Here is a 19,795-nt window from a genome sequence, read left to right on the forward strand (position 1 = left end):
GCAAGAAGGTGAAAATATGGACCAGACTTTTGAAAAGAGAAAAAAAGTAATTTACGACTTTATTTGTGATGATTTCTATGTACCAATGAAGATTAAAGAGATTGCAATTATTTTGCAGATACCAAAGGAACAGCGGGATGAACTTAAGGAAGTGCTGGACGCTTTGGAGGGGGAAGGGAAAGTTTTTGTCTCTAAGAAAGGAAAGTATGCAAAAGGACAGGCTAAGCGGCTGACAGGTACATTCCAGGCAAATGCCCGGGGATTTGGCTTTGTAATCCAGGAAGAAGAAGCTGAGGATATCTTCATTTCAGAGGAGAATATAGGCGGTGCATTTCAGGGAGACCAGGTAGAGTTCGTGATTACGAAGGAGGCGGACGGACGGGGAAACCGGAAAGAGGGGAAAATTGTCCGTATTCTTTCCCATGGGACAACAAAGGTAGTAGGACTCTATGAGAAATATAAAAGTTTTGGTTTTGTACGTCCAGACAACCAGAGAGTTTTAAATGATATTTATATTCCCTCCGGAAAGGAAAAGGGCGCTATGACCGGGCATAAGGTGGTTGTGGAGCTGACTTCCTATGGCGGAGAGGATACGAAGCCGGAAGGCAAGGTAATAGAAATTATCGGACATATTAACGATCCCGGCACGGACATCATGTCTATTGTGAAAGGATATGACCTTCCTGTGGAGTTTCCTGAGAGAGTAATGAATCAAGCTGAACGTGTGGGCAAAGAGGTCAGCGAAGCGGATATGGCAGGCAGAATGGATTTAAGAGAATGGCAGATGGTGACTATTGACGGGGAGGATGCAAAGGACCTGGACGATGCAATATCCTTGACGAAAGAGGGAGAGTATTACCGGCTGGGTGTGCATATTGCAGATGTGACAAACTATGTGCAGGAAAAGAGCTCTTTAGACAGGGAAGCATTGAACAGGGGAACTAGTGTCTATCTTGCAGACCGGGTAATTCCCATGCTGCCCCATAAGCTGTCTAACGGTATTTGTTCTCTCAATGCAGGAGAAAACCGCCTTGCTCTTAGCTGTATCATGACAATCAGCGATAAGGGTGAAGTGACAGATCATGTGATTGCAGAAACGGTTATACAGGTAGATGAACGTATGAGCTATACAAGCGTGGCAAAGATATTGGAAGAACAGGAAATGCCCCAAAAACCGGAAAGTGAGAAATATCAGTCACTGGTTCCAATGTTTCTTTTGATGGCAGAATTATCAGGTATACTGCGGGAGAAGCGGAAAAACCGCGGTTCTATTGATTTTGATTTTCCGGAAACGAAGATTATATTGGATGAAAATGGAAAACCAGTGGATATTAAGCCTTATGATAGAAATGCTGCAACGAAGATTATCGAGGATTTTATGCTGATGGCCAACGAGACTGTTGCAGAAGAGTATTTCTGGAGGGAGCTTCCGTTTTTATACCGTACTCACGAACAGCCTGATGAAGAGAAAATTAGAAAGTTAAGTACATTTATCAATAATTTTGGATTTCATATCCATGTAGGGAACAGTGAAGTAAAGCCGAAGGAAGTGCAGAAGCTGCTGGGAAAGGTAGAGGGAACCCCTCAGGAGGCACTGATTAGCCGTCTGGCGCTGCGCTCTATGAAGCAGGCAAGATACACCCCGGAGAATACAGGACATTTTGGGTTGGCTGCGAAATATTATACTCATTTTACATCCCCAATCCGCCGGTATCCCGACCTGCAGATTCACCGGATTATTAAAGAGAACATCCGGGGACGGATGGAAGGAGAACGAATTGCCCACTATGAGAAAATACTTCCTGAAGTTGCCATGCAGTCCAGCATGAGAGAACGCAGGGCGGAGGAAGCGGAGCGGGAGACCGTCAAGCTGAAAAAAACAGAATATATGCAGGAACATATCGGTGATATATTCGAAGGTGTTATATCCGGGCTTACAAAGTGGGGCGCTTATGTAGAACTGCAAAATACCATTGAAGGGCTTGTGCATGTGACGAATATGAAAGATGACCACTATGACTACCTGGAAGAACGGTATGAGATGGTGGGTGAGCGCACGCACAATGTATACAAGCTGGGGCAGCAGGTCCGGGTCCGGGTTCTGGGTGTGGACCGCCTGCAGCGGACGATTGATTTCGAATTTTGTGATGTGGAACAGGATTATGATGACTAAGGAGGGCTTGTGCTATGGCTAAGACGGAAGGCAAATTAATTGCCAACAATAAAAAAGCATACCACGATTACTTTATATTAGAAAAATACGAAGCCGGAGTTGTTTTACACGGAACAGAGGTGAAATCGCTGCGTATGGGGCAGTGCAGTATTAAGGAAGCGTTTATCCGTATTGAAAACGGGGAGATGTTCCTTCATGGAATGCATGTCAGCCCATATGAAAAAGGGAATATTTTCAACAAAGATCCTCTGCGTGTGAGAAAACTTCTGCTTCATAAAAATGAGATTAATAAACTGTTCGGAAAAATGAAAGAAAAGGGAAATACCCTTGTGCCCCTGCGTGTCTATTTCAGCGGCAGCCTTGTAAAGATAGAAATCGGTCTGGCTAAAGGTAAGAAACTGTATGACAAGCGGGATGATATCGCAAAGAAGGACCAGAAGCGTGAGGCGCAGAGAGACTTTAAAATACGTAATCTGGGTTAAGAATATGTTTTATTTCCGGCAAAGGGATATGTATATAAAAAATTTCAGGTGAGATGATGGACAGAGTCCATCTCTCACCTGAAATTCTATTGGAGGATATTGGATTTTACAGATATCCGTGTTTTTCTAAGGTACTCAGTATATTTCGGCCTTCCTCGGTTCCTTCTATAATTCTCCGGGCCCGGATGCTGTCTCCTATGTTGATGACTTCTATGCCACTTTCATCATCGAAGGTCTCCTGGATTTCCTGAAGGACAGGCTGATTTGACTTCATTCCCAGACAGACAAAACCATAATCAAAGTCCAGTTGTTCCTGTCCCTCTTTTGTTTCAACAAGGAAGGAGTCGGGGCGTACGTCTTTGAGGGCAGTGTTTGTCATCTTGCGTACATGATATTTTTTCATCAATTCAAAGATTCCAGCTTTGGATACCGGATCAAGACCATTTCCCAAAGCAGACATCATTTCTACGATGCTGACATCGGCACCTCTTGGAGCGAAGAATTCAACTACGTCCAGACCTACAGCTCCGCCACCGATAACAACAACCTTTTTACCTGTTAAATCTTCAGGATAATCGTTAACCTGGCTGATCATCTTCAGAATGGAAGATACTTTTCCGTCTTCCTTATCGATATTCTCCATCAGCCCTGGAATTGGCGGAAGGAGAGGAGAGGAGCCGGTTGCATTTACAATGATGTTTGGATTCAGGCTCTTAACAAGGTTTATCGTTGCTTCTGTTTCTGTAAAGACAAATAAATTTTTTAACTTGGAAGCCCGGTGAATCATATAGTTCGGAAAATCAGCAAGACGCTTTTTGTCCGGTATTTTAGAGATTTCTGCTGCCAGTCCTCCTAGGTAGGGCTTTCTTTCTATTAAAAATGTAGTACACCCTACTTCCGCTGCCGTGCAGGCTGCCTCCATGCCGGCAGTTCCGCCGCCGATGACAACAACGTTGCAGGAACCAGTGATGTGACTTTTTTTGTGAATGTCACCGTTATGCACGGAAGGATTGATTGTACAGCGGATTGGACGATTGCTGCCTATACGGTTGCCGGCACAGCCGATATTACAGGAGATACATTTGCGGATGTCCCTGATATCTCCGAACTGTACTTTGTTTACCCATTCAGGGTCTGCAATCAGACCACGGCCCATTCCAATGATGTCGGCATCGCCTCTTGCAAGAATATCCTCGGCTACTTGTGGGTCACGGATATTTCCCATTGTGACACAAGGCTTTTTATATCTTTCTTTAACAGCCTTTGCCATATAGGAGCGCCAGCCATCCGGGAGATAGTTGGCATCTATCTGATATTGGATAGAACCATTTAATCCGCAGGATACGTCCAGCACATCTGCCTCTTCCTGATAATACTGCAGAGACTCCAGTGTATCCTCCAGTGTATTGCCGCCTTCCATAAATTCATCAGCACTGATGCGCAGGAAGATTGGAAAAAACGGCCCCACCTGGGCACGGACCTCTTCCATGACCATTCGTGCAAATCTGGCACGGTTTTCCGCAGAACCGCCAAATTCATCTGTTCTATCGTTGTAGATAGGAGATAGAAACTGGCTGATTAAGTAGGAATGTCCGGCATGAACTTCCACGGCATCAAATCCGGCGGTCTGTGCACGTTTGGCTGCCTCGCCGAATTTTCTTACAATCCGGAGAATTTCTTCCTTTTCCAGAGGACGGGGAATTTCCCCTCCATCTTTGGATGGAATATTAGAAGAAGATACAGGCTGCATATTCGTACGTGAAGACATTGCGGATGCACCGGCATGGTTAATCTGGATTCCAATGCAGGCTCCGTGTTTATGTATAGTTTCTGTTAATTTGAAAAGTCTTGGGAGATAATTATCATGGTCAATCCGAAGCTGGGTAGTTCCATTGGAACCTTCCGGGGAATCTACACTGGCATTTTCTACCATGATAAGGCCGATACCTCCTTTTGCTCTTTGCTCATAATAATTAATATGGAGAAAACTCATTTCTCCACTTTGCTCACCATAATTTGTTCCCATTGGCATCATCATCGTGCGGTTCTTCATCGTCATTCGACGTACGGTGAGAGGTTCAAAAATATGCTTGTAATCGCGTTTCATAGATTAAGACCTCCTAAACAAAGTCAAAAACATGTTAACAGGCTGCTAAATAAGAGAGAGGTTGATATAACATTAACAATCTGTTTCTAAGACGTATTATAGAGGACAACAACCGATTAAACAAATGCATATTTTCCGGCGAAATGATAGATAAAAACTATGAATTGTGATATAGTGTTAAAAAAGATTTTGGATGTGGACAAATCAAGACGGACAGATGTGTAATATGTCTTTCGGAATTGCGGGAGGATAAGAATGAATTTAAATCAACTACATTATTTTGCAGTACTGGCACGCCTGCAGCATTATACGAAAGCATCTGAAGAGCTGGGGATTACTCAGCCCAGCTTAAGTCATGCGGTGAATGCTCTGGAGAAGGAAGTTGGAACCCGGTTTTTTGAAAAGCAGGGCCGGAATGTTGTTTTAACCAAATACGGCAAGTTTTTTTTGCAGTATGTGGAGGAAGCTTTGCAAGTGCTTGAGATGGGGGTTCAGAAAACCCGTGAGATGACCGGACAGGCTGAAGGTCTGGTGGAACTGGCTTACATTTACACCCAGGGAAGTGAGTTTGTACCTCAGTTAGCTGGAGACTTTATGAGGACATATGAAGAATTAAAGATAAAGTTTCGCTTTACGGTGGGAAACACTTATGAAGTGATTCAAGGGCTGAAGGAGGAAAAGTATGATATTGTCTTTTGCTCCATGCTGGACGGGGAGCCTTCTATTGAGTTTATCCCTGTAGGTACGGAAAAACTGGTTCTGGTTGTTCCCAAGGGACATTCACTGGCAGATAAAAAGATTGTGGACTTAGAGCAGGTAGCGGCATACCCCCAGATTTATTTTACAAAGAATAGTGGTTTGCGTCCTGTGGTAGACAGGCTGTTTGAAAATGCGCATTTGACGCCAAGGATTGCCTATGAAATTGAAGAAGATGGATCTATGGCAGGGCTTGTAGCGCAGAATTTTGGGATTGCAGTTATGCCCGATATTCCGGTTCTAAAGCAGTTGAATGTGGATGTTTTGGACATCCGTTCTCCAGAGCAGCGGAGATATATTTATATGGCTCGAATAAAAGATAGATATCAGACACCGATGGTTAAAAGATTCACAGAATTTGTAAAAAGAAGGCAGCTATAAATGCGTGCCTTCTTTTCTGATGAACTGGATAAAGTTCTTGACAGCGGAAATCACATAGCGGTCTTTTTTGTAAGCCAGGTAGACGGTATGGTTTAAGTCAATGTCTTCCAGGGGCAGAATGCAGACTTTCCCTGTCTGTATTTGTTCCACATCCGCAACCAGAGCGATGCCAAAGTCCTCCGCAACAAGCGCTGAGATAGAGTGCTCATCGGGGGATTCGCAGACAATATTCGGTGTCAGAGAATAAGAGTGGTAGAGCCGGTTTGTAAAATTGCCTAATCCTGAGGTTCTCTCGTATCCAATCAGTGGGTATTGCTCCAAATCAGCCAGGACAGCGCTTCCCTTTTGTGCCAGAGGATGTCCGGGCGGAGTGATGACTCTCATTTTCTGATTAATAATCGGGACAAACTGGATGTCAGGCTCATTTTCCACATAAGAACCCAGAATAACATCAAATTTGTCTGCTTTGAGTCCTGCGATCAAGTCGGCAGTATGACGCTGATAGAAACTGAAAGTAATTTTTTCGTTTTTTTCCTTTTGCAAAAAACGGCGGACCATACGAGGGATGTAACTGGTTGCAAGAGGAAACACGTAGGCCAGGTCCACATGCCCCTCATTTCCGGATAATTGCTTCATCCGCTCCTGCACAAGGTCCACTTCCTTTAATATCCTGTCCACATGCTCCAGAAATATCTTTCCGTATTTCGTCAGCCGGATATTCCTCCCTGCCCTTTCAAACAGAAGGATATCCAGTTCCTCCTCCAGTGAGGATATGGACCGGCTCAGGCTGGGCTGGGAGATATTCAGCTCTGCAGCAGCCTGGCGGAAGTGTTGGTTTTTGGCTATACTTTGAAAATAGAGCAGTTGATTTAATGTCATAAAGAGCTCTCCTTTATAAAATTGGTTTGTATATAATTTACTACAAATCATAGCTAAAAGCTATCAAAAAAGTATAAAAATTGTATTAGAACTATCGGTTCCCGTGAATTATAATAAGATTAAGAGGTTGTTTAATAATTAACAAGAAGTAATGTTGTTCAAGAAGAAAAGGAGAGAAAAATGGCAGAGAGAATTACAGGGCATACAGAATTGATTGGTTTGATGGCATATCCCATCCGCCACTCCAGTTCACCTGCTATGCATAACGAGGCGTTCGCCAAGTTAGGACTGGATTATGCGTATCTTGCATTTGAAGTAGATAATGATTCACTGGAGGATGCAATCAAGGGACTGCGTGCATTAAAGATGAAAGGCTCTAACGTGTCCATGCCAAATAAGACAGTGGTACATAAATATCTGGATAAACTTTCACCGGCGGCTGAATTATGCGGTGCGGTAAATACTATTGTAAATGAAGATGGTGTTCTGACAGGACATATTACAGATGGAATTGGATATATGCAGGCACTGAAGGACAATGACATTGACGTAATCGGAAAGAAAATGACGATTGTCGGAGCTGGAGGAGCGGCAACGGCCATTGAGATACAGGCGGCTTTGGATGGTGTAAAAGAGATGTCCATTTTCAATGCAAAGGATAAATTCTGGGCAAATGCAGAGGAGACTGTGAAAAAAATTAATGAAAGAACAGATTGTAAAGCAGTATTGTATGATCTGGCCGATCTGGATAAATTAAAAGAGGAAATTGCAGACAGCTTCCTGTTTACAAATGCCACAGGGATGGGAATGAAGCCATTGGAAGGTCAGACTTATGTCCCGGACAAATCTTTTTTAAGACCGGAGCTGATTGTAGTGGATGTTGTATACTTCCCAAGAGAAACGGCACTTCTGAAGATGGCGAAGGAAGTGGGATGTAAGACAATGAATGGTCTTGGCATGATGCTTTTTCAAGGTTCCGCAGCATTTGAACTGTGGACCGGACAGCCCATGCCTATAGAATATATGAAAGATATTCTGGATATTAAGTATTAAGAATCATCAATAAGGTATACTTCTTGAACTACTAATGTTCAAGAAGGTATGACTCGGTCCAAATGGGAAGGGAGAAAAATATGAACCCAGTTAAGGTTAGAAATGTAGAGATAGGCACAGGAATTCCTAAAATCTGTGTCCCGATTGTGGGTGTAACAAGGGAAGAGATTTTAAGTGCGGCAGAAAATATCTGCCGCCTGGGTGCTGATGTAGTAGAGTGGCGCGTTGACTGGTATGAAGATATCTTTGACTTTGCCAAAACGGAAGAAACATTGAAAAAACTTAGAGAAGCTCTTGGAAATATTCCGGTGCTGTTTACGTTCCGTACATCGAAAGAGGGCGGAGAAAAGGAAATTGAGACAGAAGCCTACGTGGAGTTGAATCAGAAGGCAGCCCGTACTGGCTATGTGGATCTGGTTGACGTGGAAGTGTTCACAGGAGATGAAGCTGTGGAGAGAATTGTGAGGGCAGCTCATGAATGTGGTGTAAAAGTGATTGCTTCTAATCATGATTTCTACAAAACACCAGATAAAGAGGAGATTGTAGCCCGTCTGTGCAAGATGCAGGAGCTAGGTGCAGATATCCCGAAAATTGCAGTAATGCCACAGAATAAAAAAGATGTGCTCACACTTCTGGCGGCCACGGAGGAAATGACATCCAAACATACAGATGTACCAATCATAACGATGTCTATGGCAGGAACCGGAGTTATCAGCCGTCTGTGCGGAGAAGTGTTCGGCTCGGCGCTTACATTTGGAGCGGTAGGGAAAGTATCGGCTCCGGGACAGATCGGGGTAGAGGAACTGCGGACTGTCTTAGAAGTGATTCATAAAAGCCTGTAAAGAGTCTTGAGTATGCAGCCTCAGCCCTGAAGAATACTTTGACATAAACCATAAACAAAATCTATGGATTCGTATTATATTTCCAATTTGTTTTTAATTTAACAATAAAATATAATGTATTCATAGTAAGAAACCACAAGGTTGAACAAAAAAGTCTGTAAATAATACTTGATTATGTTCAATTTTGACAATGAAAGGAGTAAGGTTATGTCAAAAAAATATCCAATCACAATTAGCTCATGGACATTAGGGGATCAATGTAAGTTTGAGGACCGTGTTGCTGCTGCAAAGGAGGCCGGATATGAAGGAATCGGGCTTCGCGCAGAGACATATGTAGATGCTCTGAATGAAGGTCTGTACGATGAGGACATATTAAAGATTTTAGAAAAGTACAACATGAAGGTTACAGAAGTAGAGTACATCGTACAGTGGGCGGAGAACAATCGTTCTTATGAGCAGAAGTATAAAGAGCAGATGTGTTTCCATATGTGTGAACTCTTTGGTGTGGGGCATATTAATTGTGGTCTGATGGAGAATTATTCCGTGGAACATACGGCGCAGAAGCTGAAGGAATTATGCCACAGGGCGGGAAAAAACATTATAGGAGTAGAGCCTATGCCGTACAGTGGGCTTCCGGATTTGAACAAGGCATGGGAGGTTGTAAAGGCTTCCGGGTGTGACAATGCGATGTTGATTCTGGATACATGGCACTGGGTAAGGGCAGACCAGCCGTATGACATCCTTACGAAAGAACAGGCGGCAAAAGTGGCATCCATCCAAATTAATGATGCTTATGAGAGACCATATGCCGCGTCTATTTTGAGGGATGAGTCCATGCATGACCGTCTTGCTCCCGGTACCGGCGCAAAGGATACAGCTGGATTTGTTAAAATGATAAAGGAAGCAGGAGTAGATCCCAAAGTGATTGGTGTCGAGGTTATTTCAGATGCTTATGTTGCAAGAGGCATAAAAGAAGCGGCTTCTTATACATATGAAAATACGGTAAAAGTATTAAAAGAGGTCTGGCCTGAATTGTTGGAAGATTAAAAAATCCTGGATTTCAAAATATAAGTTTAAGAGCGAGGAAAAATAATGAAATTTAAGAATATGTTTACACCGATACAAATTGGACCAATGACTGTGAAAAACCGATTTGTGGTCCCCCCCATGGGTAATAACTTTGCCAATACTGATGGAACATGGAGCGACCAGTCTGTTGCTTATTATGCGGAACGTGCAAAAGGCCAGTTTGGATTGATTACCATTGAGGCAACGGTTGTACATGATGGGGCAAAAGGCGGACCGAAAAAGCCGTGTCTGTATGATGACAGCAGTATTCCAAGTCTTGCTGAAATCGCAGAAGCCTGTCATGCAGAAGGAGCAAAATTGTCTATTCAGCTTCAGAATGCGGGACCGGAAGGAAACGCGAAGAATGCAGGCGCGCCTACTCAGGCGGCAACGTCAATTGCTTCTGTTTTGGGAAAAGATATTCCCCAGGAAGTACCAACCGCTCAGGTATATGAGTTGGTGAAAGGGTACGGAGATGCGGCGGAGCGCGCGATGAAAGCAGGCGTTGATGCCGTAGAAATTCATATGGCACATGGTTATCTTGTGAATTCATTTATCTCCCCAAGAATGAACAAACGGGTAGATGAATTTGGCGGAAGCTTTGAAAACCGTATGCGCTTTCCGCGTCTCATCGTAGAAGAAGTGAAAAGAAGAGTTGGAGATAAAGTGGCAATCCTTGCCCGTATTAACGGTTCTGACGAAGTGCTGGGAGGCGTGGATGTGCATGACAGTGCAGCAATCGCCGCTTATTTGGAGGAATGTGGAGTACAATGTCTGCACATTTCCCGGGCTGTACATATTAAGGATGAATACATGTGGGCACCGACAACGATTCATGGCGGTTTCTCTGCTGATATTGTGACAGAGATTAAAAAGGCAGTTTCAATTCCGGTCATCACGGTTGGTCGTTTTACAGAGCCGCAGTTTGCAGAACTTCTTGTAAAAGAGGAACGCACAGATCTGGTGGCATTTGGACGTCAGTCACTGGCCGATCCACATATGCCAAGAAAAGCAATGGAAGATAAACTGGAAGATATGATTCCATGTATCGCATGTCTGCAGGGCTGTGTTGTCAACATGTTTAAAGGAGAACCTATATGCTGTCTGGTGAATCCATTCCTTGGACACGAAGCAAAGGGATATCCGAAGGCAGAAAAAGCGAAAAAGGTCATGGTTATCGGCGGCGGTGTCGGTGGATTGTGTGCAGCATTCATCTGTGCTGAGAGAGGACATGACGTCACATTATATGAAACATCTGAAAAGCTTGGCGGAAATATGAGGCTGGCAGCTTACCCTCCGGGAAAAGGTGATATTACAAATATGGTCAGGAGCTATATTGTAAAATGTGAAAAAGCGGGCGTTAAGTTTGTTATGAATACAGAAGTAACGCTGGATATGGTAAAGGCAGAAAAACCTGATGCTGTATTTGTGGCAACTGGTGCAAAAACGTTGATTCTTCCCATTGAAGGAATTGATAACCCGGCAATCATCCATGGTTCTGATATACTGGAAGGTAAAAAGAAGGCCGGAAGGAAAGTACTTGTAGTAGGGGGCGGTATGGTTGGCGGTGAAACAGCAGCCTTTTTGGGAGAGCAGCAGCATGATGTAACGGTCATCGAATTCAGGGATGCCGTAGGTGCAGATGTTATTTCTGAGCATAGAAAATACCTGATGAAAGATTTTGAAGAATACAAAATAAAGGAAATTACAAGTGCAAAAGTGTGCAAGTTTTTTGAAGATGGTGTGGAATATGAGTCACCGGACGGAAGCAGACATGAAGTAAGAGGATTTGATTCTGTCATTCTTTCTATGGGATTCAGGAACTACAATCCATTTGAGGAACAATTAGAAGAGCTTGGACAGGAAGTATATGTAATCGGTGATGCAATCAGAGCCCGCCGTGCATTGGATGCAACCCAGGAAGCTTATAAGGCGGCAATGCAGGTCTAATCAATGCAGGAAAAACAAATCAGGAGGAAAGAGGCATGGAAAAGCGAATTTCAGGGCATACAGGCTTGATGGGATTGTTCGGGACACCAGTGGGACATTCCGGCTCCCCTGCAATGTATAATTTTAGTTTTCAACATGATGGGCTGGATTATGTATATCTTGCATTTGATGTAAATGTGGAGCAGATGCCAAAAACATTTGAAACAATCAGACTCCTTAAGATGAGGGGCGGAAACTTTACAATGCCCTGTAAAAATATTGCGGCTGAGTTAGTGGATAAACTATCTCCGGCAGCAGAAATTATTGGAGCTTGTAATGTATTTGTCAACGATGACGGCATCATTACCGGACATATCACGGATGGTATTGGGTTCGTTAAGAATATGGAGTCAAATGATGTAACTGTTAAAGGAAAAAAAGTTGTTGTACTGGGAGCAGGGGGCGCAGCAACTGCAATCCAGGTGCAGCTTGCACTGGAAGGTGCCGAGGAAGTACATATCTTTAACAGGAAAGATGAATTTTATGAAAGGGCAGAGAATACAAAAGCAAAACTGCAGGAGAAGTGCCCGGACTGTATTGTAACGGTTCATGATTTAAGTGACAGCCAGAAGCTTGCGGAAGCGGTCAATAACTGTGATATAGTCGTCAATGCGACTATCATTGGTATGAAACCCCAGGATGACAGGATTCTGATTGATAAGTCTTTATTTAGAAAAGACCTGGTAGTAGCAGATGCCGTTTACAATCCGGAGAAGACAATGATGATATTGGAGGCAGAGAAAGCGGGCTGCAAAGCAATCGGCGGTAAAGGCATGCTTTTACAGCAGGGTGCGGTAAATTATGAATTGTTTGTAGGTAAGAAGATGCCTTTGGAAGAGTATCGGAGATTCCAGGCGGAAAACCAATAGTGTCTATATTAGGAGAAGGAGATTGGGAATGAAAGCGAGAAAATATATCTTATCGCTGGCTACTGTTTATATGTGCTATCTTACACACGGTATCCAAGCGCTGATTCTTTCACAGAATCAGGCAAACTTTTACACGCAGTGGGGGTATGTTGATGCAACTGCAGGTGCAGCGGCAGTGTCACTTGCAATTACAGCAACAGGTTTTGGTAAAATGTTGTCCGTATGGATTGGAGGAGAGATTTCCGACCGTATTGGGCGTAAGAAAATGATGATAGCAGGCTCATTGCTATATATTGTGTGTTTTATAGGATTATTGTTTACTACAAGCTTTACTGTGGCATGTGCAATGGCATTTCTTGCAGGTGTGGCAACATCAGGATTCTGGGATGCAGCCGGATACCCTGCGGTTCAGGAAGCAGCTCCGGATTATGCCGGTACAGCTTTAATCGGAATTAAATTCTTTGTATCATTGTCAAGCTTCTTCTATCCGTTCATTGTTGTATGGCTGGCAGATATGGGACAGTGGAAAGTAAGTGTATGGATTCCGCTTGTAATGTCTGTTATTTGTACAGTACTGGCACTTATTGCATCATTTGCTTATGATGACCAGATGAAAGAAATGGTTGTCAGGGAAGATGGTAAAAAAGAAAATGCAGCACAGGCTGAGATTGATGAGATTAAAGCCAAAATGCTCGTAAAACCAAGCGGACTCGTAAATTTCTTTACAATGTTTTATGGATTCCTCTGTATGTTTATTATGTACGGTGCACAGCAGTACACAAAAGCATTTGGAATGAATAACTGTGGACTCACAGAAATGCAGTCGGCAGGACTTACTTCAATTTATACATTTGGTTCCATTGCTGCGGTTATTTTCTGGGCATTTATGATGGGTAAATTAAAATGGAATCCGCTGAAGGTTGTGTTGATTGATTCCATATTTACGGCGCTGGCTTTGATTATCGTGCTTCTGGTGCGTCAGGTGTTCATAATTTATATTGCAATTGCTTTGATTGGTTTCTTCGCAGCGGGCGGTGCGCTTCAGACTGGACTTAGAGTCCGCCAGCTTCTGTGTCCGGGACCGAAGGGAAGAAATACAGGTATCTACTATACATGGATGGGACTTGCAAGCTGTTTCCTGCCATACATCGTATCTGCTATGACAAAGAGTGCCGGACAGACACAGGCCGTTTACATTATGATGGTATTGCTTTTGATTGCAGCAGTGGCAGCAGTGCTGATGATGTCTTATCTTGTCGGACAGTACAAGAAGGTGTTTGGTGAAAATCCACTATCTAAGCAGACAACTTAAATAAATGACAGGTTGGGTTTGCCCGGTATGGGCAAACCCATACAGATTTATAAAAACTAGTTGCAGACAGATATAAATAATAAAATACACAAAAATTGTTTGTTAATAGTCAAACAACAAAGAATAACAATGAGGTGTGGTCATGCAAAAAAATAGTTATAAAACGCTGATTGGCGGCTTGTACTTCAATTATATTTTTCAAGGAATGGCTGCGATTATCCTGTCACAAAATATGAATCAGCTACAAATTCATTGGGGCGCAACAGCAAGGGAAATTACTTTAGTAATGAGTGCGATTGGTTTGGGGCGTCTGCTCATGCTTTCTTTTTCAGGCTACTTTTCCGATAGGTTTGGACGAAAAAAGACATCTATCCTTGCCATGCTCTCCCATGTGATTTTTTTCGTTGGATTGCTGCTTAGTCCGAATTATTTAGTTGCGTTCTTTTTTGGACTTTTTGGAGGTTTCAATAATGCATTTTTAGATACCAGTACATACCCTACTTTCGTTGAAGCTTATCCGGACAAAAAAGTAAACAGTGCATTAAGTGTATTAAATAAGGCATTTATTTCATTTGGACAATTCGTTTTACCATTTTTGACCCGTTTTCTGATTGAAAAAGAATTATTTTTTGGATGGACGTTTATTATGTGTGCTGTATGCCTTTTGGCAAATATAGTTCACATCATATTTGCAACCTTTCCAGAGATAAGAACTGGAAAAGATGTTGTGAAGTCTGATGAAAATGAAGTTATGACACAAAAGTTAGAAAGTCGCGGGAACTTCAAAATTGATGGTTTGGTTCTGTTAGTCTTTTCTTTTGCTTCAGTATCTATTTTTAATATTTTTATTATATGGATTCCTAAATTTGCTGAGCAAATGAATATTGTTTCTTATGAAGGCAGCCTGACGCTGGTGAGTATTTACAGTGTAGGCTCGTTTATTTCGGTATTTTTAACATCAACGATTGTAAAAAAAGGTGTCAATGTTCCAAAGCTTATTATATTTTATCTTATTGTTGCCGGAAGTGCGCTGTTACTGATGCTGCTGCATCCAAGATTTGTGACGGTGGTTATTGCCGCTGTTTGTATTGGGATTTTTGCCGCAGGCGGAATCTTTCAGTTGGGGTTAGCTTTGCTGTTGGAGCTGTTCCCTACTTATAAAGGAAAATACACAAGCTATTATTCATTAGCGGCCGCTGTTTCGATTATGGTAACTCCTTATATTACTGGGATTCTTAGTGAGATCAGTGTCAGTGCTATTTTCTGGTTTAATTTCTTCTTAATCCTTTTGGGGCTTACAGCGGCATGCATTACGAATGTACGATATACTGCTTTATCCCGCGGAGAGAAAGTATTGCCACCCAATTAGGGCAGAAATGGAAAGGATTTTGAATCTATATAATTAACAGAAAGGGTGTTCTTTAATAGTCAAGTAATAGAATCGGGAGGTTTTAATATGAAAATGGTGAGGTGGCTTGACAAGCACCTGGAGGAAGTACTTCTTTTAGTAATGTTGTGTGCAATGGTAGTCATTATGGGTGTTCAGATAACAGCGAGGTATGTATTTTCTTCTTCTTTGTCATGGTCGGAGGAAATTACAAGGTTTTTATTTATTTGTTCCGGATTTTTGAGTGCCAGTTTCTGTGTCAAAAAAAGCGCATCTGTAAAGATTGATCAGTTAGTGCAGCTGCTGCCGGGCAAGGGAGTCCATATTTTACGTCTGGTCAGTTATACAATTGAGTTAGTATTTTTTTCCTATCTGATTCCGTTTGCATGGGAATACATGATGTCGGGAGTGAAAAGCGGACAGCTAAGCCCGGCATGCGGTATTCCTATGTATCTGATTCAGTCTGCAGCTGTTATAAGTTTTGCACTGTGTGTGATCAGGCTGATTCAGAAGTGGATAGAAAGAGTCCAGATTATTACGGGAAAGAGAGTGGAACTCAGGGAGGATTAAAATGTCATCAGTAGTTGTACTAATTTTATTTTTTATCTGTTTATTAATAGCAATTCCGATTTCTATTTCCCTCGGAATTGTTTCTGTATTACCGGGGGCTTTCGACCCGTCCTTTACGGCAAGTGCTTCTTATGTTGTACGTTCTATGTTCGGAGGATTGGATAGTTTCCCTCTTTTGGCAGTTCCGATGTTTATTTTGTCCGGAATTATAATGGCAAGAGGAGGTATTTCTAAACGACTATTTGATCTTTTTGCATATTTCATCGGGAAAAAAACTGCAGGACTTCCCTGCGCAGTTGTTGTTACCTGCCTGTTTTATGGAGCTATTTCAGGTTCTGGTATTGCTACGGTAGCAGCGGTAGGGAGTATGACGATTCCGCTTTTAGTAAACCTTGGGTATGATAAGCAGTTTTGCACGGCTCTGGTAGCAGTAGCTGGAAGTTTAGGTGTTATCATTCCACCGAGTATTCCGTTTATCATGTATGGAATGGCATCCGGGGTATCCGTTAGTGACATTTTTATTGCAGGAATCATTCCGGGTATTCTGATTGGTGCTTTGCTGATGGTATATGCTATATACTTCTGTAAAAAAAATGGAGAAGACAAAGAGAAGATTAATAAAGAGATAGACGGGCTTCGCGAGAAAGGACTTTGGAAAGTATTTAGAAGCAGTTTTTTTGCATTATTGTCTCCAGTCATCATTTTGGGATGTATTTATTCTGGGATTGCATCGCCTACGGAAGCGGCAGTTATCTCCGTAGTGTATTCTCTGATTGTAAGCCTGCTAATATACAAATCTCTAAAGTTCAATGAAGTTTATCCTATTTTCTCTGAGGCAGTACGTACATATGCACCTATTCTCTTTATTTTGGCATCATCTATCGCATTTTCCAGAGTACTGACATTAATGCAGGTACCGCAAACCATTAGTGCATGGATTCTGGATAACTTTTCCAACAAAATTGTAATTCTGCTTGTGGTGAATCTTTTTCTGCTCCTGGTAGGAATGATTATGGATACTACACCGGCTATATTAATACTGACGCCGATTCTTCTGCCGATTATGACAGGAGTCGGTGTGGATCCGATTCATTTTGGCGTTGTAATGGTAGTAAACCTGGCAATCGGCTTTGTAACTCCGCCAATCGGTGTCAATCTATTCGTGGCAAGCTCCATGACAGGCATCCCGGTAGTACAGATTGCAAAGAGGGCATTGCCGTTAATAGGATATTTTTTGGTGGCGCTGATTCTGATTATGTTTATACCTCAGCTTAGCCTGATGTTGTTATAATGGGAGGATGCAGTGATGAAGAAAATAAGTAGTATAATAATCGTAGCAGCGCTTCTTGCTGTCAGCATATCAGTGGCAGGTCTTGGTTCGGCGGCATCTGACAATAAAGGGGCAAAAGACGGGGAGCAGAGGTATGCGTGGCCCCTTGCCACAAGCAGTACAGAAGATACAATTACCCATGTGTTTGCACAGACTTTTGCTGAGGAGGTAGCTCAATTAAGTGACGGCGAAATGAAAATTCAGGTATATCCACAGAGTACACTTGGAGGTGACAGAGAACTTTTGGAGAGCTGTAAGGACGGAGACATACCTTTTGTACTCCAGTCACCGGCACCACAGGTAAGCTTTATGCCGCAGTTATGTGTGTTTGATATGCCCTGCGTATTCCAGGATATTCAGACAGCAAGAGATACAGTTGATAATCCGAAGTTCCAGAAAATTATCAAGGGGATTTATAAGGATGCCGGGTACCAGCTCCTTGGAACTGCGGACCAGTGTTTCCGTGTTATGACTTCTCAAAAGCTGTTTACAGGATTTGACAGCTTTAAAAGCCAAAAAATACGTACCATGGAAAACCCTTTCCATATTCAGTTTTGGAAAGCGCTGGGAGCGAATCCAACACCAATGACGTTTAGCGAGGTGTATATCGGGCTTCAGCAGGGAACCATTGATGCTCAGGAGAATGCATATGAACTGTTGGTAAGCGCAAAGCTTTACGAGCAGCAAAAATATGTCATAGAAACGAACGCAGTACCAGATTATACAACTCTGATTGTCAGCGATGAATTTTACCAGGGGCTTTCTGAAAAGCAGCAGAAAGTTATACGCGATGCTGCGCAAAATGCACAGGATAAAGCCCGCCAATCAGCAAATGACCGTCGTGAACAACGTAAAAAGGAACTGCAGAAGGAAGGTATGGAAATCATTGAATTAGATGATTCAGTCTGGAAAGAAATGCAGGATGTCTGCAAGCCGGTATATGAAAGTATCCGAAAGCGGGCGGGAGAAGAGTTAGTAGATTTATATATGGGAAAAGAAAAATAGAAATTACAAAGGCCCGAAGATTACTGCTGCGGCAGCAATTCTCGGGCTTTTATGTCATTAAGAAACCACAGGTGTATCTGGTATGGGATTATAATGCTAAATACCTGCATGAGTTTCTACATAATTTTTAAAATCGGTTACGGCCGGTGTCTGATATACGTCTTTTAATACAGCCATATATAAGATTCTTTCCCAGACAGGATGAAGAATTTCAATAATTTTAACTGGCATATGGCTGAGAATTTCCATATCAGGTACAACAGCAATTCCAAATCCTGCACCAACAAGCCCGGCTACGGCATGGTCCTCTTCCAATGTATAGGCATATTCTGGTATATGGCCGCATTTTTCGTACAAATGGTCAATGATAGGACGCAAACCACTGAGGGTGGAAAATCCAATATGAGAAAAGTCCAGTGTTTCTTCTAAAGAGATTGCTGATTGTTCTGCGAGGACATGGTTTTCCGGTACAATAAGTACAAACTTCTGCTTAGCCACGGGAGTAAATTCTATGGAGGATTCATGAGCGACTTTTGAGCAGAAAGCAATATCATAGCGGCGGTCTTTAAGACCTTTTATAATATCGGGAGTGAGCCCTGTGGAACTGTGAAATTGAAAATCAATATGTTTGGATGTTTTTGTTTCCAAAAATCCACGTACAAGATTGGGTACAACGGATGTGCTTAAGGTGCGCAGTAATGCAATGTCAATGAGGCCTTCCCCGGTTGCGGTCTTCTGTAATTTGTTAACACTAGAATCGAGCACCTGAAGTGCATGTTCTACATCGTTTAAAAAGGCCTGGCCGCATTTGGTCAATACTACGTTACGTCCGCTTTTTTCAAATAATCTCACACCCAGTTCTTTCTCCAGTGAAGAGATGGCATGACTCAGACTTGGCTGTGTAATGGACAGAATGTCGGCGGCATTTGTGTAATGTTCCAGATGAGCCAGAGTTGCAAAATATCTTAGATGATATAAATTCATAATACTCGTCCTCTTTTGGGCTACATAAGTTGTATATATTTTAACATGAACTACAGGCAAAAGCTATGATAACTTTGTCAGTCTTTCAATTCAGGTTTGCTGCTGCATTCTAATGCAGGATTGCTTTTTGTCTCTGCAATATGGTATACTGAAAAAAATCAGGGAGGTGCAGAAATGAAAAAATTTATGGAAGAATTCAAAGCATTTATAAGCCGGGGAAATGTAATGGATATGGCAGTTGGTATTATCATCGGCGGTGCATTTACCAGTATTGTATCATCCCTGGTAGAAGATATTATTAATCCAGTTCTGGGGTTGTTTGGCGGCATGAATCTGGATAAGATAAGTGTAAAATTATTTGGGGAAGTAACGTTGAACTATGGCAAATTTATTGCATCAATTATCAACTTCCTGCTGATGTCTTTTGTGCTTTTCCTGATAATAAGAACTGTGAATAAAGCAGCATCCAGGATGGCGGTAAAACAGGAAGAAGAGGAAAAGATAACAACAAAGACATGTCCGTTTTGTAAAACTGAGATTGCAGTCGATGCTTCCAGGTGTCCCCATTGTACTTCTATGTTAGTAGAGTAAGAAAACCGTGATGTTGG

The 19,795-nt window shown here is 42.4% G+C and carries 17 protein-coding genes; 14 read left to right on the forward strand and 3 right to left on the reverse strand.

The features are described from left to right. The first annotated feature begins 16 nt into the window (after positions 1–16). The gene (gene rnr, locus A8805_RS03675; protein ID WP_109709250.1) at positions 17–2,173 is read left to right on the forward strand and encodes a ribonuclease R; all 2,157 of its coding nucleotides are present in this window, start codon (positions 17–19) and stop codon (positions 2,171–2,173) included. A 14-nt stretch (positions 2,174–2,187) separates the two neighbouring features. After that, entirely contained in the window at positions 2,188–2,655 is a 468-nt protein-coding gene (gene smpB, locus A8805_RS03680) for an SsrA-binding protein SmpB (RefSeq protein ID WP_109708876.1), read from the forward strand. Positions 2,656–2,761: 106 nt separating this feature from the next. On the opposite strand, the gene A8805_RS03685 is transcribed toward smpB, so the two are convergent. Further along, the gene (locus tag A8805_RS03685; protein WP_109708877.1) at positions 2,762–4,762 is read right to left on the reverse strand and encodes an FAD-dependent oxidoreductase; all 2,001 of its coding nucleotides are present in this window, start codon (positions 4,760–4,762) and stop codon (positions 2,762–2,764) included. Between the two features lie 255 nt (positions 4,763–5,017). Here A8805_RS03685 and A8805_RS03690 point away from each other — a divergent pair, with 255 nt between their 5' ends. Next, the gene (locus A8805_RS03690) at positions 5,018–5,899 is read left to right on the forward strand and encodes a LysR family transcriptional regulator (RefSeq protein WP_109708878.1); all 882 of its coding nucleotides are present in this window, start codon (positions 5,018–5,020) and stop codon (positions 5,897–5,899) included. Here the strand turns inward: A8805_RS03690 and A8805_RS03695 are convergent. Continuing rightward, positions 5,894–6,778, reverse strand: a complete 885-nt coding sequence (locus tag A8805_RS03695; RefSeq protein WP_109708879.1) for a LysR family transcriptional regulator — start codon at positions 6,776–6,778, stop codon at positions 5,894–5,896. The genes A8805_RS03690 and A8805_RS03695 overlap by 6 nt on opposite strands. Before the next feature lie 180 nt (positions 6,779–6,958). On the opposite strand from A8805_RS03695, the gene A8805_RS03700 reads away from it, so the two are divergent. The 10 genes from A8805_RS03700 to A8805_RS03745 all read left to right on the forward strand — a co-directional run bounded on the left by A8805_RS03700 (position 6,959) and on the right by A8805_RS03745 (position 18,203). After that, the gene (locus A8805_RS03700) at positions 6,959–7,831 is read left to right on the forward strand and encodes a shikimate dehydrogenase (protein ID WP_109708880.1); all 873 of its coding nucleotides are present in this window, start codon (positions 6,959–6,961) and stop codon (positions 7,829–7,831) included. Positions 7,832–7,911: 80 nt separating this feature from the next. Further along, positions 7,912–8,673, forward strand: a complete 762-nt coding sequence (aroD, locus tag A8805_RS03705; RefSeq protein ID WP_109709251.1) for a type I 3-dehydroquinate dehydratase — start codon at positions 7,912–7,914, stop codon at positions 8,671–8,673. A 207-nt stretch (positions 8,674–8,880) separates the two neighbouring features. Continuing rightward, on the forward strand, positions 8,881–9,720 hold the full coding sequence (locus tag A8805_RS03710; protein WP_109708881.1) for a sugar phosphate isomerase/epimerase family protein: 840 nt from the start codon (positions 8,881–8,883) through the stop codon (positions 9,718–9,720). A gap of 45 nt (positions 9,721–9,765) precedes the next feature. Next, positions 9,766–11,691 (forward strand): NADH:flavin oxidoreductase, encoded by a 1,926-nt coding sequence (locus tag A8805_RS03715; RefSeq protein ID WP_109708882.1) that lies wholly within the window; start codon positions 9,766–9,768, stop codon positions 11,689–11,691. A gap of 35 nt (positions 11,692–11,726) precedes the next feature. After that, positions 11,727–12,599: a shikimate dehydrogenase gene (gene aroE, locus A8805_RS03720; protein ID WP_109708883.1), complete on the forward strand. Its 873-nt coding sequence runs from the start codon at positions 11,727–11,729 to the stop codon at positions 12,597–12,599. Positions 12,600–12,627: 28 nt separating this feature from the next. Next, positions 12,628–13,911, forward strand: a complete 1,284-nt coding sequence (locus tag A8805_RS03725) for an MFS transporter (RefSeq protein WP_109708884.1) — start codon at positions 12,628–12,630, stop codon at positions 13,909–13,911. Between the two features lie 142 nt (positions 13,912–14,053). Next, positions 14,054–15,280 (forward strand): MFS transporter, encoded by a 1,227-nt coding sequence (locus A8805_RS03730; protein WP_109708885.1) that lies wholly within the window; start codon positions 14,054–14,056, stop codon positions 15,278–15,280. An 87-nt stretch (positions 15,281–15,367) separates the two neighbouring features. Further along, positions 15,368–15,868 (forward strand): TRAP transporter small permease, encoded by a 501-nt coding sequence (locus A8805_RS03735; RefSeq protein ID WP_109708886.1) that lies wholly within the window; start codon positions 15,368–15,370, stop codon positions 15,866–15,868. A gap of 1 nt (position 15,869) precedes the next feature. Beyond that, the gene (locus tag A8805_RS03740; RefSeq protein ID WP_109708887.1) at positions 15,870–17,159 is read left to right on the forward strand and encodes a TRAP transporter large permease; all 1,290 of its coding nucleotides are present in this window, start codon (positions 15,870–15,872) and stop codon (positions 17,157–17,159) included. Positions 17,160–17,174: 15 nt separating this feature from the next. Continuing rightward, positions 17,175–18,203: a TRAP transporter substrate-binding protein gene (locus A8805_RS03745; RefSeq protein ID WP_109708888.1), complete on the forward strand. Its 1,029-nt coding sequence runs from the start codon at positions 17,175–17,177 to the stop codon at positions 18,201–18,203. Positions 18,204–18,299: 96 nt separating this feature from the next. On the opposite strand, the gene A8805_RS03750 is transcribed toward A8805_RS03745, so the two are convergent. Continuing rightward, positions 18,300–19,187 (reverse strand): LysR family transcriptional regulator, encoded by an 888-nt coding sequence (locus A8805_RS03750; RefSeq protein WP_109708889.1) that lies wholly within the window; start codon positions 19,185–19,187, stop codon positions 18,300–18,302. 174 nt (positions 19,188–19,361) lie between these two features. Between A8805_RS03750 and mscL the strand changes: the two genes are divergently transcribed. Next, the gene (gene mscL, locus A8805_RS03755) at positions 19,362–19,778 is read left to right on the forward strand and encodes a large conductance mechanosensitive channel protein MscL (RefSeq protein ID WP_109708890.1); all 417 of its coding nucleotides are present in this window, start codon (positions 19,362–19,364) and stop codon (positions 19,776–19,778) included. Positions 19,779–19,795 lie beyond the last annotated feature (17 nt).

The sequence above is a fragment of the Faecalicatena contorta genome (assembly GCF_003149105.1).
GTDB classification, from domain to species: Bacteria; Bacillota; Clostridia; order Lachnospirales; family Lachnospiraceae; genus Muricomes; species Muricomes contortus_C.

Excerpts from the sequence above, each read along its gene's own strand:
- rnr (WP_109709250.1), top strand. The coding sequence starts at position 17 with ATGGACCAGACTTTTGAAAAGAGAAAAAAAGTAATTTACGACTTTATT.
- smpB (WP_109708876.1), top strand. The coding sequence starts at position 2,188 with ATGGCTAAGACGGAAGGCAAATTAATTGCCAACAATAAAAAAGCATAC.
- A8805_RS03685 (WP_109708877.1), bottom strand. The coding sequence starts at position 4,762 with ATGAAACGCGATTACAAGCATATTTTTGAACCTCTCACCGTACGTCGA.
- A8805_RS03690 (WP_109708878.1), top strand. The coding sequence starts at position 5,018 with ATGAATTTAAATCAACTACATTATTTTGCAGTACTGGCACGCCTGCAG.
- A8805_RS03695 (WP_109708879.1), bottom strand. The coding sequence starts at position 6,778 with ATGACATTAAATCAACTGCTCTATTTTCAAAGTATAGCCAAAAACCAA.
- A8805_RS03700 (WP_109708880.1), top strand. The coding sequence starts at position 6,959 with ATGGCAGAGAGAATTACAGGGCATACAGAATTGATTGGTTTGATGGCA.
- aroD (WP_109709251.1), top strand. The coding sequence starts at position 7,912 with ATGAACCCAGTTAAGGTTAGAAATGTAGAGATAGGCACAGGAATTCCT.
- A8805_RS03710 (WP_109708881.1), top strand. The coding sequence starts at position 8,881 with ATGTCAAAAAAATATCCAATCACAATTAGCTCATGGACATTAGGGGAT.
- A8805_RS03715 (WP_109708882.1), top strand. The coding sequence starts at position 9,766 with ATGAAATTTAAGAATATGTTTACACCGATACAAATTGGACCAATGACT.
- aroE (WP_109708883.1), top strand. The coding sequence starts at position 11,727 with ATGGAAAAGCGAATTTCAGGGCATACAGGCTTGATGGGATTGTTCGGG.
- A8805_RS03725 (WP_109708884.1), top strand. The coding sequence starts at position 12,628 with ATGAAAGCGAGAAAATATATCTTATCGCTGGCTACTGTTTATATGTGC.
- A8805_RS03730 (WP_109708885.1), top strand. The coding sequence starts at position 14,054 with ATGCAAAAAAATAGTTATAAAACGCTGATTGGCGGCTTGTACTTCAAT.
- A8805_RS03735 (WP_109708886.1), top strand. The coding sequence starts at position 15,368 with ATGAAAATGGTGAGGTGGCTTGACAAGCACCTGGAGGAAGTACTTCTT.
- A8805_RS03740 (WP_109708887.1), top strand. The coding sequence starts at position 15,870 with ATGTCATCAGTAGTTGTACTAATTTTATTTTTTATCTGTTTATTAATA.
- A8805_RS03745 (WP_109708888.1), top strand. The coding sequence starts at position 17,175 with ATGAAGAAAATAAGTAGTATAATAATCGTAGCAGCGCTTCTTGCTGTC.
- A8805_RS03750 (WP_109708889.1), bottom strand. The coding sequence starts at position 19,187 with ATGAATTTATATCATCTAAGATATTTTGCAACTCTGGCTCATCTGGAA.
- mscL (WP_109708890.1), top strand. The coding sequence starts at position 19,362 with ATGAAAAAATTTATGGAAGAATTCAAAGCATTTATAAGCCGGGGAAAT.